General features: G+C 67.1%; 8 protein-coding genes and 2 pseudogenes. 4 read left to right on the forward strand and 6 right to left on the reverse strand.

All coding sequences use genetic code 11. The features are described from left to right. The first annotated feature begins 4 nt into the window (after nt 1–4). Together ACZ899_RS05030 and ACZ899_RS05035 are read left to right on the forward strand one after the other, a co-directional pair. A complete protein-coding gene (locus tag ACZ899_RS05030; protein WP_485627401.1) occupies nt 5–907 on the forward strand; it encodes a LysR family transcriptional regulator in 903 nt (300 codons plus the stop codon). Nucleotides 908–1,014: 107 nt separating this feature from the next. Continuing rightward, nucleotides 1,015–2,211, forward strand: coding sequence for an MFS transporter (locus ACZ899_RS05035; protein ID WP_203646235.1), 1,197 nt, complete (start codon nt 1,015–1,017; stop codon nt 2,209–2,211). Between the two features lie 12 nt (nt 2,212–2,223). Here the strand turns inward: ACZ899_RS05035 and ACZ899_RS05040 are convergent, their stop codons facing one another. Then, on the reverse strand, nt 2,224–2,835 hold the full coding sequence (locus ACZ899_RS05040; protein WP_234563065.1) for a LysE family translocator: 612 nt from the start codon (nt 2,833–2,835) through the stop codon (nt 2,224–2,226). 100 nt (nt 2,836–2,935) lie between these two features. On the opposite strand from ACZ899_RS05040, the gene ACZ899_RS05045 reads away from it, so the two are divergent. Then, nucleotides 2,936–3,937, forward strand: coding sequence for a GlxA family transcriptional regulator (locus tag ACZ899_RS05045; protein WP_485627404.1), 1,002 nt, complete (start codon nt 2,936–2,938; stop codon nt 3,935–3,937). A 38-nt stretch (nt 3,938–3,975) separates the two neighbouring features. Here the strand turns inward: ACZ899_RS05045 and ACZ899_RS05050 are convergent. Beyond that, nucleotides 3,976–4,834: pseudogene (locus ACZ899_RS05050) on the reverse strand (CAP domain-containing protein). A 262-nt stretch (nt 4,835–5,096) separates the two neighbouring features. Here ACZ899_RS05050 and ACZ899_RS05055 point away from each other — a divergent pair. Further along, complete coding sequence (locus ACZ899_RS05055; protein ID WP_234563048.1) at nt 5,097–7,265, forward strand: TonB-dependent receptor; 2,169 nt, start codon at nt 5,097–5,099, stop codon at nt 7,263–7,265. A gap of 21 nt (nt 7,266–7,286) precedes the next feature. On the opposite strand, the gene ACZ899_RS05060 is transcribed toward ACZ899_RS05055, so the two are convergent. The 4 genes and pseudogenes from ACZ899_RS05060 to metH all read right to left on the reverse strand — a co-directional run bounded on the left by ACZ899_RS05060 (nt 7,287) and on the right by metH (nt 14,143). After that, the gene (locus tag ACZ899_RS05060; protein ID WP_234563047.1) at nt 7,287–8,441 is read right to left on the reverse strand and encodes a cysteine desulfurase family protein; all 1,155 of its coding nucleotides are present in this window, start codon (nt 8,439–8,441) and stop codon (nt 7,287–7,289) included. Nucleotides 8,442–8,605: 164 nt separating this feature from the next. Continuing rightward, nucleotides 8,606–9,085 (reverse strand): DUF2269 family protein, encoded by a 480-nt coding sequence (locus tag ACZ899_RS05065; RefSeq protein WP_234563046.1) that lies wholly within the window; start codon nt 9,083–9,085, stop codon nt 8,606–8,608. A 1-nt stretch (nt 9,086) separates the two neighbouring features. Then, nucleotides 9,087–10,199, reverse strand: coding sequence for a saccharopine dehydrogenase family protein (locus tag ACZ899_RS05070; protein ID WP_234563045.1), 1,113 nt, complete (start codon nt 10,197–10,199; stop codon nt 9,087–9,089). 235 nt (nt 10,200–10,434) lie between these two features. Beyond that, nucleotides 10,435–14,143 (reverse strand): annotated as a pseudogene (gene metH / locus ACZ899_RS05075) (methionine synthase). Nucleotides 14,144–14,296: the final 153 nt, after the last annotated feature.

Below are 14,296 nucleotides of genomic sequence, written 5' to 3' on the forward strand. Positions count from 1 at the left end.
GACGATGGACAAGCTGCTGGCGCTCAAGGTGTTCATGGCCACCGCCGAGGCCGGCGGCTTCTCTGCCGCTGCGCGCAGGCTGGGGGTGGCGACCTCCTCGGTGACCCGCCAGGTCGACGCCCTGGAACTGGAGCTCGGGGCCAGCCTGCTCAACCGCTCGACGCGTCAGGTCAGCCTGACCGAAGCCGGCGCCAGCTACTACCAGCGGGCCCGCGAGATCCTCGAGGCCCTGGCCGAGGCCGACGCCAGCGTCGCCGACCGCGGCGAGGAACCGGTCGGCGTGTTGCGCCTGTGCCTGCCGGTGGAATTCGGTCGCCGGGTCATCGCTCCGCACCTGGGCGCGTTCCTCGCCCGCCACCCGGCACTGGAACTGGACATCGACCTGAGCGACCGCTTCGACGACCTGCTCGATGGTCGCTACGACCTGAGCATCCGCCTCGGCGAGCCGGCGCCCAGCGACGAACTGGTGTGTCGCCCGCTGGGGCGTTTCGAGCGCTGGCTGGTGGTGGCCAGCCCGGCATACCTGAGCCAGCAGCCAGTGCTTACCGAACCGCAGCAACTGGCCGCGTGCGCCTGCCTGCGCTTTCGCTACGGTCAGTCGGCACGGCCCTGGCGGCTGAGCCTGGGCGAGCAGCGCCTGGAACTGGACGTCAGCGGCCCGTTGCGCAGCGCCAACGCCGACCTGCTGCGCGAGGCGGCCATTGCCGGTAGCGGCGTGGCGCTGCTGGCCGACTGGCTGGTGCGCGAGGATGTCGAAGCCGGGCGCCTGCAAAGGTTGTTCGCCGACTGGACGGTGAGTCCGGGGGCGGCCAGCGCCAGCATCAACGCTCTGTACCTGCCCAACCACCGAGGCTCGCGCCGGGTCATGGCGTTCGTCGCCTTCTGCGAGGGGCTGCTGGCCGGCTGAGGTGTTGCGCGCCACGCAAAGGCCCGTTGCGCGGGCGATGGATTCTCGCCGGGGCGGTTGTCCGTCACCCTTCGCGCACATCCTTTCGCAAGCCGAGGTACCCTCGAATGAATCCCTCCCTCGCCGTCGCCCAGGCATCGGCCCCAGGCCTGAGCCGCACCCTGGTGACGCTACTGGCGTTCTGCTGCGGCGCCATCGTCGCCAACATCTACTACGCCCAGCCCATCGTCGGCCTGATCGCGCCGGACCTGGGGCTGCCCGCCGAACGGGCCAGCCTGATCGTGTCCCTGACCCAGATCGGCTACGCCCTGGGCCTGTTGTTCCTGGTGCCGCTGGCCGACCTGCTGGAGAACCGTCGGCTGATGATCGCCACGGCGGTGCTGGCCACCGGCAGCTTGTTGCTGGCCGGCACCAGTGGCCACGGGCAGGGCGAGATGTTCCTGCTGTACGCGCTGCTGATCGGCTTCAGTTCGGTGGCGGTGCAGATGCTGATACCGCTGGCGGCGCACCTGGCGGCGGAGCGCGAGCGTGGCCGGGTGGTCGGCAACATCATGGGCGGGTTGCTGCTGGGCATCCTGCTGGCACGGCCGCTGGCGAGCCTGGTGGCGGATCACTTCGGCTGGCGCGCGGTGTTTGTCGGTGCCGCCGGGGTGATGGTGGCGATCATCCTGCTGCTGGCGTTGACCTTGCCGCGCCGGGTGCCTGAGCACAAGGCCAGCTATGCCGGGCTGATGGCCTCGTTGCTGGTGCTGCTGCGCCGTTATCCGGTGTTGCGCCAGCGGGCACTGTTCCAGGCACTGATGTTCGCGGCGTTCAGCCTGTACTGGACGGCGGTGCCACTGGCGCTGGCCGGCGAGCACGGCCTGTCGCAGAGCCAGATCGCGCTGTTTGCCCTGGTCGGGGCGGTGGGCGCGGTGGCGGCGCCGCTGGCCGGTCGGCTGGCCGATGCCGGCCATGCGCGACGCGCTTCGCTGCTGGCGATGGCCCTGGCGCCGCTGGCGTTGCTGCTGGGCCTGAGCGCGCCGGGCGCCAGCGTGATCGGCCTGGGGTTGACCGGGGTGCTGCTGGATTTCGCCGTGCAGATGAACATGGTCATCGGCCAGCGTGAGGTGTATGCGCTGGATCCGGCCAGCCGTGGCCGGCTCAATGCCTTGTACATGACCAGCATCTTCCTCGGCGGGGCGCTGGGCTCGGCGCTGGCCAGTGGGGTGTATGCGCAGTATGGCTGGAGCGGCGTGGCGTTGCTGGGCGCGGGATTGCCGGCGCTGGCGCTGGTGGTGTTCCTGGTCGTTTCCCGGCGTTGATCCCTGGGGCTTCTATCGTCCCAGTGGCAGGGCCACGCCGATCAGCGCGAACAGGCTCCCGCAGCAGCGGTTGAACCCACGTCCGCCCTTGGCCAGCCACGGGCGGATGCGAAACGCCAGGCGGGCCAGCAGGTACTCCACCAGGCACTCGACACTGGCGAAGGTCGCCGCCATCACCACGAACTGCACCAGCAGGCCGCTCTGCGGATCGATGAACTGGGGCAGGAACGCGCCATAGAACAGCAGCACCTTGGGGTTGGCCAGCGCCGACAGGCAGCCCTGGCGGAACAGCCCGGCATTGCTCAGCGCCACGCTGCCGCGCGGTTGCTCCAGGTGCAGCGCCGGGGTGCGCCACAGCTGGATCCCCAGCCAGACCAGGTAGGCCCCGCCGACCCACTTGAGCACCGTCAGCACCGAGGCCGAGGCCTGCAACAGGGCGCTCAGGCCGAACATGGTCAGGGCGATCAGGAGACTGAAGCCCAGCACCCCGCCGAGGATGGTGAACAGCGTGCGGCGGGCGCCGTACAGCGCGCCATGGGTCAGGGCCAGCAGGCTGTTCGGACCTGGGGTCAGCGACAGGCCGATGCTGGCGAGCAGGTAGATGAGCCAGGTGTCGAGTGCCATGGGGGAGCCTTGTTTATGTGCAGGGCGTCAGTGTAGGGCAGGGCAGTGGGAATACAGGGTAGTATCTGGCCATTGAATGGTTATATCTGGACATACCTCAATGACACCCGACCTGCGCCTGCTGATCCTGCCGTTACCGGAGTTCGCCCTGCTGCCGTTCGGCGCGTTCCTCGACAAGCTGCGCTTTTCCGCCGACGACGAGGACTACAGCCGCCAGCGCTATTGCCGCTGGACCGTGCTCGGGCTGAACCGGGAGCCCGTGGTTTCAAGCAGCGCGGCGAGTGTCCAGGTCGAGGCGACGCCTGCGGACATCCGCTGGGACGACTACGACCACCTGGTGCTGTTCGGCGGGCGCAACGCCAGTGCCACGGCGGCTTTGGCGCCGCGCTACAAGGCTCTTTTGAAGCAGGCGACCAAGGCCGGGGTGAAGCTGGTGTGCGTTGACAACGCGGCTTTCCTGCTGGCCGCCTGTGGCCTGCTGGAGGGTCACCAGGTAGTGGTGCACTGGCGCCATGAGGCGGAGTTTCGCCTGGCCTTTCCCCGCGTGCGCCTGCTGACCGGGCAGCTGTTCTGCTTCGACGGTGGCCGCATCACCTGTGCCGGCGGCACGGCAGCCATCGACCTGGCGGTGGAATTGATTGCCCGCGCCAGTGGTCGCACCCGGGCGCTCAAGGGCCTGGCCGACATGCTGGTGGACGAGAGCCGCGATAGCCTCCATGCCTTGCGTTCGCTGGAGGCCGGTGCCGGGCAGGGGCGCCAGGTGCGGCGGGCCACGGCGCTGATGCGCCACCACCTGGCGACGCAGATGCCAGTGGAGGCGTTGGCGGCAGAGCTGGGCATCAGCCGGCGCCAGCTCGACCGCCAGTTCCAGGCCTGCCATGGCATGAGCGCCAAGGCCTGGTGGCAGGAACTGCGCCTGCAGCAGGCGCGCTGGCGCTTGCTCAACTCCAGCCACAGCCTGGCACAGATCGCCGATGAGGTGGGGATGGCAGATGCCAGCTACCTGGGCAAGTGGGTGCGGCGGCGGTTTGGTTGCACGGCGCTGGCGTTGCGCAAGTCCGAGCTGGACTCATCGCGGGGCAAGCCCGCTCCCACGCCTTGACCCGCGGCGTGGGAGCGGGCTTGCCCCGCGATGCGGGTTTACTGCGGTGTACCGAACAACCCCGTCCAGTAGATTCCCGGCATCGCTCTTCGGGTCCACCGCATACGCCGCCCCCAGCTCGCGGAAGTCCGGGTTCATCAGCGTGGCGCAGTGCCCTGGGCTGGCCAGCCAGCCGTCGACAACCTTGCGCGCGGTGTCGCGCCCGGCGGCGATGTTCTCGCCGATCTGCCGGTACAGGTAGCCGGCCAGCTCCGCCCGGTCGCCCGGGGTGCGGCCATCGCGGTCGATGTGGTCGAAGAAGTTCTGGTTGGCCATGGCCCGGGTGTGGTTGGCGGCGACTCCCGCCAGGGTCGTGCTCCAGGCCAGCGCCGGGGCGGCGGCGAAGGGCTGGCCGCCGCACTGGCGGGGCAGCTTGCGCGCGGCGTTGATCTCCTGTAGCAGCTTCTGCCCTTCGGCCTGCCAGTCGCCCAGGCGGGCGCTGAGCAGCGGCCGGGCCAGGACGATGCGCCAGTCGCGGCCCTCCTGGCTGACGCCGATGTCGACGAACTGCGGGTCGAGCACCACCTGGCAGAAGCTCTCCTCGATGGCCTTCATCGCTGCCTGGGCGTCCCGTGGGCCGGACAGGCTGATGGCCTGGACGTTGACCATCGGGTAGGCGGCGCGGGTCATGGCCTGCTGCAGGTCGCGGGTGCCTTCGGGCGACAGCGCCAGGCGGGTGTCGCTGTTGAGCGGCGGCAATTCCAGCGAGGCTTCGCCACCACAGCGCTGGGCCTGGCTGCGGTAGACGTTGATCGTATCGATCAGTTGCGCCTCTTCACCGGTAAAGGCCTGGGCGCTGGTCGCGGCGAGCAGGCCCAGCGTCAGGCCGAGGAGGCAGGCAACGGATGGGACGCGCATGTGGATCTCCCTGTAACTGGCAGCGTCTGGATCTGCGCTGCCCATCCTACACAAGCGCAAGGCTTTTGGCCCGGCCATGTGCAGTGTGAAAAAAACCAGCCTTGGCAATCGATTGCGGTTGGCAAAAGAGGGGGTAGACCGCTGGTCGGCGAAAAAGTGCGACGGCTTGGTAATAATTCGCACTATCGGCTAGAAACACTACTCAGTGACCTTTTGTTTCTCATCCGCCAGGAAGGCCTTTACCCTTGTCCGGGAGCCCTCCATGGCACGTACCTGTCCGTATCAATCGACCCTGCTGGCCCTGTGCTGTTCCGTCGCCGTCGGCACCCATGCCGCCGACGGCGCCATCGAGCTGGATGCCACCGCCATCAACGCCGAGGCGCTCAAGGCCCCCGCCGGCGAACTGCCCGAGCCCTACGCCGGGGGCCAGGTGGCCCGGGGCGGGCAGATGGGCGTGCTGGGCAACCAGGACATGATGGACGTGCCGTTCACCATGACCAGCTACACCGCGCAGCTGATCGAGGAGCAGCAGGCCGAGGATGTCGGCGACGTGCTGCTCAACGATCCGTCGGTGCGCCAGTCGTTCGGCTTCGGCAACCAGTCCCAGGTCTTCGTCATCCGTGGCCTGCCGCTCAACGGCGACGATGTGGCGTTCAATGGCCTGTACGGCGTGCTGCCACGGCAGATGATCTCCACCGATGCGGTGGAGCGGGTCGAGGTGTTCAAGGGTCCCAATGCCTTTCTCAATGGCGCCAGCCCCACCGGCACGGGCCTGGGTGGCAACGTCAACCTGCAGCCCAAGCGTGCCGGCGACACCCCGACCCGCCGCTACACCCAGGACATCAGCAGCGACGGGCGTATCGGCGAGCACCTGGACCTCGGCCAGCGTTTCGGCACGGACAATCGCTTCGGCGTGCGCCTGAACCTCTCTCAGCGCGAGGGCGAGACCGCGGTCGACGACCAGGACCAGCGCAGCAAGCTGTTCGTCGCCGGCCTCGACTATCGCGGTGACAATTTGCGCCTGTCCGGCGACTTCGGCTACCAGAAGCAACGAGTCAACCATATGCGCAACTCGGTGCGCCTGGGCGCGGGACTGACCGACATCCCCCGCGCGCCGGACGCCGACCACAACTACGGCCAGGACTGGGCCTGGACCGAGACCGAGGACACCTTCGGCATGGTGCGCGGCGACTACGACTTCAACGACAACTGGAGCGGCTACCTGGCCGGTGGCGTCAAGCACACCCACGAGAACGGCTTCTACGGCACGCCGATCCTTACCGACGCAGCCACCGGCGGTGCCACCATCGGCGGTTCGAAGATCCCCCACAACGAGGACAACACTACCTTCATGGGCGGTATCAATGGCCGCTTCCAGACCGGACCGGTCAGCCACCAGCTGAATATCGGCGCGGCGAGCATCTGGACCCAGCAGGAGAACGCCTTCGTCTTCTACAACTCCCAGGCCACCAATATCTACCGCACCGACCCGTTGCCCAAGCCGACCACACCGACCTTCGTCGGCGGCAAGCTGGACGATCCCGGCGTGACCGGCAAGACCCGCAACCGCAGCATCGCGGTGTCCGATACCGTGGGCCTGTTCGACGACACGCTGCTGCTGACGGTGGGCGTTCGCCGCCAGCAACTGCGGGTCGAAGGCTACGCCTACGACGGCCCCGGCCCGGACCTGGGACGCAACGCCTTCTATGACGAGGCGGTCACCACGCCGGTATACGGCATCGTCTACAAGCTCAACCCAGCGGTCTCGCTGTACGCCAACCGCATCGAGGGCCTGGCCCAGGGGGCCACGGCGTCCGGGCAGGTGGTCAACGTCGGCGAGGTGTTCCCGCCGGCCAAGACCAAGCAGGTGGAGGCGGGGGTGAAGCTCGACTACCAGCGCTTCGGCGCCAACCTGGCGGTGTTCCGCATCGAGCGGCCCACCGATGGCTTCGTCGACGGCAACGTGTTCGTCCAGGATGGCGAGCAGGTCAACAAGGGGCTCGAACTCAGCGTGTTCGGCGAGCCACTGCCGGGGCTGCGGTTGATGGCCGGTGGCACGCGCATGGACACCGAGCTGAAGAACACCCAGGGCGGCACGGCCGATGGCAACCATGCCGTCGGCGTGCCGACCTTCCAGCTCAACGCCAGTGTCGACTGGGACGTGCCGGGCCTGGAGGGGGTGGCGCTCAATGCGCGCATGCTGCGCACCGGCGGGCAGTACGCCAACCCGGCCAACACCCTGAGCCTGCCGACCTGGAACCGCTTCGACGTCGGCGCGCGCTACCGCTTCAAGGTGCAGGAGAAGGCCGTGACCCTGCGGGTCAACGTGGAGAACCTGACCGACAAGAACTACTGGGCCTCGGCCAATGGCGGGTACCTGACCCAGGGCGACCCGAGGCTGGTGAAGTTCTCGGGGACCCTGGATTTCTGACGTCTGTGTTGGCGGCGTGACCTACCAGAGCGCCACCGCCGCCGCCCCGAGCACCCGGCCGAATACCGCCAGCGCCGTGTCCACGTCCGCTTCGCTGGTGTAGCGCCCGAGGCTCAGTCGCACGCTGTTGCGCGCCTGGCGCTCGTCGAGGCCGAGGGCCAGCAGCACGTGGGACGCGGCGTTGCTCGCAGAATTGCAGGCCGAGGTGGTGGACAGCGCCAGCTCGCCGGCAAGCGCCAGGCTGTTGAACCCCTTGGCGTCGATGCACAGATTGAGGGTGTGGGGAATGCGCTGTACCGGGCAGCCGTTGAGGGTGACCCCGGGCAGGGCCAGCAGGCCGTCGCGCAGGCGCCGGGCGAGCTGTTCCAGGCGCTGGTACTCCGTCTCGCCGGGCTGGCCGGCCAGGTCGAAGGCGCGGCCCATGCCGACGATCTGGTGGGTGGCCAGGGTGCCGGAACGCAGGCCGCGTTCATGGCCGCCACCGTGCATCTGCGCACGCATGACCGGGCGAGCGCGAGGGCCGACGTAGAGGGCGCCGATGCCCTTGGGGCCGTAGACCTTGTGCGCCGAGAACGACATCAGGTCGACGGCCTGGTGCGCCAGGTCGATGCGGACCTTGCCCACGGCCTGGGCCGCGTCCACATGCAGCAGCGCGCCATGCTCGCGGACCAGCTGGCCGATACGGGCGAAGTCAGTCACCGTGCCCAGTTCATTGTTCACCGCCATCAGCGACACCAGGCGCGTGTCCGGGCGCAAGGCGGCCTGCACGGCTTCGGCCTGGATCAGGCCATGGGCGTCCGGCGCCAGGCGGGTCACCGTCCAGCCCTGGCGCTCCAGTTCGGCGGCGGTGTCGAGGATGGCCTTGTGTTCGAGCTGGCTGGTCAGCAGGTGGCCTGGCTGGGCGAAGCCCTGGGCGATGCCCTTGAGCGCCAGGTTGTTGGATTCGGTGGCGCCGGAGGTCCAGACCAGATCGTCCGGCTGGGCGCCGACCTGCTCGGCCACCTGGCGGCGGGCCTGCTCGACGGCCTCGCGGGCGGCCTGGCCATGGAAGTGGCCGCTGGAAGCGGGGTTGCCGAAGTTGGTTTCGCGGCCCAGGCAGGTGAGCATGGCGGCAATGACCCGGTCATCGACCGGAGTGGTGGCGGCGTAATCGAAGTAGAGCGGGGAGCTGGGCATGATCGCGAGCGGGTCCGTGCGTGGACGCCGCCTGTCGGCATCCATGGACATCATCCTAGGCAATTGCCGATATGAATGTTTTTCCTTTTCCCCGTTCTAGGGCGATTTTCGGAAAAAATTCTATTCTTTTTTGCTATGTATTTAGAATTTTTTTCTTGCCTAGATCAGAGCCATTGCCACGGTGCCTGCTTGGTGATCATCACCAGCACGATCAGGAACATACCGGCAAACCCCGCGACCCCCATCCACAGCCAGGGACGGTACAGCCGCTGATAGTCCTCACCCAACGCGGTGCCATGCTTGACGGCCTGGGCGGCGAGGCGCTGCATGCGTGTCTGCAACAGCAGCACCGGCAGCCACAGGGCGCCCACCATGAAGAAGATCAGCAGCGCGCCCTGCAGCCAGTCCGTGGACCACGGCATGCCGGTCATGCTGACCATGGCGTAGCCGGTCAGCAACTGCAGGACCCCAGCGGGCGTGGTGATCCAGGCATCGAAGCGCACCACCATCCTGGCCACGGCGGCGATCACCCGTGGGTCGCGGCTGCGGTTCGCGGCGATCAGGTACAGGTACGAGCCCATGCCGAAACCGAACAGGAACACGGCGGCGATCACATGCAGGTACTTGAGCAGCAGATAGCTCATCTCAGCCTCGCCCGTGCTGGAAGCTGACGCTGTAGCGCACCTTGTCCGGCTCGCCGATGGCCGCCAGGTACTGCTCGACACTGATCTCGCCGACGCAGGGACGGGCACCCGGGGCCGGGGTGTAGCCTTCGATCACCCTGGTCATCAGCGCCACCGCCGCGCAGCTGGGGATCTCCGGGCCCTTGTCGTCACTGGCGCTGACCTGGGCCTGCAGACGCAGTGGCTGGCCCTGCATGTCCAGGCCGCGGACATCCAGGTACATCGCACTCATGCCATCGCCAAAGCGCTCGAAATGGCCGCCCAGGCGATGCAGGCGCCGCGCCCAGGGCAGCGGGTCGCGCACCAGGCCGCACTTGACCAGCAACGCCAGCGCGGCATTGGCCAGGCCGCCGGCCATGAGCCCGGAGCCGGCCTTGAACGCCAGGTCCCGGGCGCCGTAGCGCTCGGCGAAAATGTCCATGTCCGGCACATCGACGTTGTTCAGCAGGCGCCAGCCCAGGCCAGGCAGGTGGCGCAGCTGCAGGCCGAGCCAGCCGTCGACGGTGTGCGGGCGTCCGTCGCGCCACTGGCGGATCGGCCGGCCGGCGTAGGCCAGCACGCCCTCGATGGTGGACAGGCCGGGCATCTTCGCCGAGGAGGAAATGCCGTGCTCGATACGGTCTATGCGGCTGAAGTGATGGCGCTGCTCATCGAGGATCGCCGACGACAGGCTGGGCACCGAGCTGCAGCCGCTGAGCAGCGCGACATTGGCCTGGCGGGCGCGGGCGTCCAGGCGCTCGATGCCGTTGACGAACACCCGGCAGTCGGAGAGGTCGCAATAGCTGGCGCCGGCCTCGATGCAGGCTTCGGCCACGCTGTAGGGCTGGCCCTGGAAGGGGCCGCCGGTATGGATCACCCAGTCGATGCGCAGCGTGCGCAGTGCGTCGGCGAAGCCGGGGGCCATGGCGTCGCCGCACCAGCTTTCGCTGCCGCTCAGCTGGGTGGCCAGTTGGGCGAGGCTGTTGGCGTTACGGCCGGCGATCACCAGTTGCACGGCGGGCATCTGCTGCAGGTGGCGGCAGATGATCCGGCCGAAGTTGCCGTAGGCGCCGATCACCAGGATTCTCGGGGACATGCGGGGGTCCTTGTGCATGTGTCGGGAGGTTTACGCGTTTCCTGTATGAAATCGCCAGCCCTTCGGGCTGCGCTGCCGCGCAGGGCTTGAAGTTGCGAGCATCATCAGCGTGGGAGCGGGCTTGCCCCGCGATCACCGGCGAAGCCGGTGGCAAACACCGCATCGCGGGGCAAGCCCGCTCCCACGCTGTACCAGTTAAATCAGTTACATACGTATTTTTCCATGAGGGCTGGATTCAGCCCTCGTAGCCCAGGTTCGGCGCCAACCAGCGTTCGCTGACGCTGACATCCTGGCCTTTGCGCGCGCTGTATCGCTCGATCTGGTCCTTGTCCACCTTGCCCACGGCGAAGTACTGCGCCTGCGGGTGGGCGAAGTACCAGCCGCTGACTGCCGCCGCCGGGAACATGGCGAAGTGTTCGGTGAGGAACACGCCGCTCGGGCCGGTCTCGCCGATGGCGGTGCCATCGAGCAGGCGGAACAGGGTTTCCTTCTCGGTGTGGTCCGGGCAGGCCGGGTAGCCGGGGGCCGGGCGGATACCGCTGTACTGCTCCTTGATCAGCGCCTCGTTGTCCAGGTGCTCGTCCTTGGCGTAACCCCAGTGCTCCTTGCGCACCTGCTCGTGCAGCCACTCGGCGCAGGCCTCGGCCAGGCGGTCGGCCAGGGCCTTGACCATGATCGAGCTGTAGTCGTCGCCCTTGTCCTGGTAGGCCTTGGCCACTTCCTCGGCGCCGATGCCGGCGGTGGTGATGAAACCGCCGACATAGTCGGTCACGCCGCTGTCCTTCGGCGCGACGAAGTCGGCCAGCGACCAGTTTCGGCTTGCCGTCGGGCTTGATGGTCTGCTGGCGCAGGTGATGCAGGGTGGCCAGGGTTTCACCGTTGTCGCCGTACACTTCGATGTCGTCGTGTTCGACCTGGTTGGCCGGCCAGAAGCCGAACACCGCACGGGCGCTGATCAGCTTTTCGTCGATCAGCTTGTCGAGCATCTCGCGGGCATCCTGGTACAGCGCCGTGGCGGCCTCGCCGACCACTTCGTCGGTGAGGATGCGCGGGAACTTGCCGGCCAGGTCCCAGGAGATGAAGAACGGCGTCCAGTCGATGTACTCGGCCAGGGTGCGCAGGTCGATGTCCTCCAGCACCTTGACGCCGGTGAAGGCGGGCACCGCGGCCTGGTAGGCGGCCCAGTCGTACTGTGGCTTGGCGGCGATGGCCTGGGCGTAACTCAGGCGCTCGGTGCGGGCGCTGCGGTTGGCGGTGCGCTCGCGCACCTCGACGTATTCCTGGCGGGTCTTCTCGACAAAGCCGCTCTTGAGTTCCTTGGACAGCAGCTGGGTGGCCACGCCCACCGCGCGCGAGGCGTCGGTGACATAAACCACGGCGTCGTTGGAGTACTTCGGCTCGATCTTCACCGCCGTGTGCGCCTTGGAGGTGGTGGCGCCACCGATCATCAGCGGCAGGTGGAAGTCCTGGCGCTGCATCTCGCGGGCGACGTGGACCATTTCGTCCAGCGACGGGGTGATCAGGCCGGACAGGCCGATGATGTCGCACTTCTGCTCGCGGGCGGTCTGCAGGATCTTCTCGGCCGGGACCATCACGCCCATGTCGACGATGTCATAGCCGTTGCAACCGAGCACCACGCCGACGATGTTCTTGCCGATGTCGTGCACGTCGCCCTTGACCGTGGCCATGAGGATCTTGCCCTTGGCCTCGGGCTTGTCGCCTTTCTCTTCCTCGATGAACGGAATGAGGTGAGCCACGGCCTGTTTCATCACGCGGGCGGATTTCACCACCTGGGGCAGGAACATCTTGCCGGCGCCGAACAGGTCGCCGACCACGTTCATGCCGCTCATCAGCGGGCCTTCGATGACTTCGATCGGGCGCGCCGACTGTTGGCGGCACTCTTCGGTGTCTTCGACGATGTAGGCGGTGATGCCCTTGACCAGCGCATGCTCGAGGCGCTTGTCCACCGGCATCGAGCGCCATTCTTCGTTCTCGACTTCCTTGGTGGCGCCGCCGCCCTTGTAGTCTTCGGCAATCGCCAGCAGGGCGTCGGTGCCGTGCGGGGTGCGGTTGAGCACCACGTCCTCGACCTTCTCGCGCAGGGCAGCGGGGATCTCGTCATAGATCTCCAGCTGGCCGGCGTTGACGATACCCATGGTCAGGCCGTTCTGGATCGCGTGGTAGAGGAATACCGAGTGGATCGCCTCGCGCACCGGGTTGTTGCCGCGGAACGAGAACGACACGTTGGACACGCCGCCCGAGCTCAGGGCGTAGGGCAGGTGGTCACGGATGTAGGCGCAGGCTTCGATGAAGTCGACGGCGTAGTTGTTGTGCTCCTCGATGCCGGTGGCGACGGCGAAGATGTTCGGGTCGAAAATGATGTCTTCCGGCGGGAAGCCCACCTCGTTGACCAGGATGTCGTAGCTGCGCTGGCAGATCTCGCGCTTGCGCGCGGCGGTGTCGGCCTGGCCGACCTCGTCGAAGGCCATCACCACCACGGCGGCGCCGTAGCGCTTGCACAGGCGGGCGTGGTGCTTGAACTGCTCGACGCCTTCCTTCATCGAGATCGAGTTGACGATGCCCTTGCCCTGGATGCACTTGAGGCCGGCCTCGATCACCTCCCACTTGGAGGAGTCGATCATGATCGGCACCCGGGAGATGTCCGGCTCGCCGGCGATCAGATTGAGGAAGCGGACCATGGCGGCCTGGGAGTCGAGCATCCCTTCGTCCATGTTGATGTCGATCACCTGGGCGCCGGCCTCGACCTGCTGCAGGGCCACCTCGAGCGCCTCGGTGTAGTTCTCTTCGCGAATCAGCCGGGCGAACTTGGCGGAACCGGTGATGTTGGTGCGCTCGCCGACGTTGACGAACAGCGACTGGCGATCGATGGTGAACGGCTCCAGGCCCGACAGGCGGCAGGCCTTGGGGATGTCCGGAATCGCCCGCGGCTTGTACTTGGCGACCGCCTCGGCGATGGCCTGGATGTGCGGCGGGGTGGTGCCGCAGCAACCGCCGATGATGTTGAGGAAGCCGCTGGCGGCGAACTCCTCGACCACCGCGGCCATTTCCGCCGGGGTCTCGTCGTACTCGCCGAAGGCGTTGGGCAGGCCGGCGTTGGGGTGGGCGGACACATGGGTGTCGGCCTTGGTCGCCAGCTCTTCCAGATACGGACGCAGGTCCTTGGCGCCCAGGGCGCAGTTCAGGCCGACGGAGATCGGCTTGGCGTGGCGCACCGAGTTCCAGAAGGCTTCGGTGGTCTGGCCCGACAGGGTGCGGCCGGAGGCGTCGGTGATGGTGCCGGAGATCATGATCGGCAGTTCGACGTCGTCCTCCTCGAACACCTGCTGCACGGCGAAAATCGCCGCCTTGGCATTGAGGGTGTCAAAGATGGTCTCGATCAGGATCAGGTCGGCGCCGCCCTCGATCAGGCCACGGGTGGCCTCGATGTAGTTCTCCACCAGTTCATCGAAGGTGACGTTGCGATAGCCTGGGTCGTTGACGTCGGGGGAGATCGAGCAGGTGCGGCTGGTCGGGCCGAGCACGCCGGCGACGAAGCGCGGCTTGTCCGGGGTCTCGAGGGTCTTGGCGTCGGCCACCTGACGGGCAACGCGCGCGCCCTCGACGTTGAGCTCGTACACCAGCGCTTCCATGCCGTAGTCGGCCTGGGAAATCTGCGTGGCGTTGAAGGTGTTGGTCTCGAGGATATCGGCGCCGGCGTCCAGGTAGGCTTTCTCGATCGCGGCGATGACATCCGGGCGGCTGAGCAGCAGCAGATCATTGTTGCCTTTGACATCGCTTGGCCAATCGGCGAAGCGCGTGCCACGATAGTCGTGTTCCTCGAGGCGGTAACTCTGGATCATAGTACCCATGCCGCCGTCGAGGATCAGGATGCGCTCTTTGAGTGCTTTCTGGAGTGCTTGGTAACGAGCGCTGCGGTCGGACATAGGAACTACCTGGTCGGGCGAATATCAGAAGGTGCCGAATAATAACAAAGCTGCACGGATTTTAGGCGTACCGCCGATTTGCATGAATTTACTTCATGTTGGTGCGGCGCCCCAACACCTCAGGACCCGCCAGGCACATCGTGATGGCTTCAA

It is taken from the genome of Pseudomonas sp. TE31087, from assembly GCF_057284075.1.

Bases quoted from the DNA above. Each gene is read 5' to 3' on its own strand.
- ACZ899_RS05030 (WP_485627401.1), top strand. From the start codon at position 5: ATGGACAAGCTGCTGGCGCTCAAGGTGTTCATGGCCACCGCCGAGGCC.
- ACZ899_RS05035 (WP_203646235.1), top strand. From the start codon at position 1,015: ATGAATCCCTCCCTCGCCGTCGCCCAGGCATCGGCCCCAGGCCTGAGC.
- ACZ899_RS05040 (WP_234563065.1), bottom strand. From the start codon at position 2,835: ATGGCACTCGACACCTGGCTCATCTACCTGCTCGCCAGCATCGGCCTG.
- ACZ899_RS05045 (WP_485627404.1), top strand. From the start codon at position 2,936: ATGACACCCGACCTGCGCCTGCTGATCCTGCCGTTACCGGAGTTCGCC.
- ACZ899_RS05055 (WP_234563048.1), top strand. From the start codon at position 5,097: ATGGCACGTACCTGTCCGTATCAATCGACCCTGCTGGCCCTGTGCTGT.
- ACZ899_RS05060 (WP_234563047.1), bottom strand. From the start codon at position 8,441: ATGCCCAGCTCCCCGCTCTACTTCGATTACGCCGCCACCACTCCGGTC.
- ACZ899_RS05065 (WP_234563046.1), bottom strand. From the start codon at position 9,085: ATGAGCTATCTGCTGCTCAAGTACCTGCATGTGATCGCCGCCGTGTTC.
- ACZ899_RS05070 (WP_234563045.1), bottom strand. From the start codon at position 10,199: ATGTCCCCGAGAATCCTGGTGATCGGCGCCTACGGCAACTTCGGCCGG.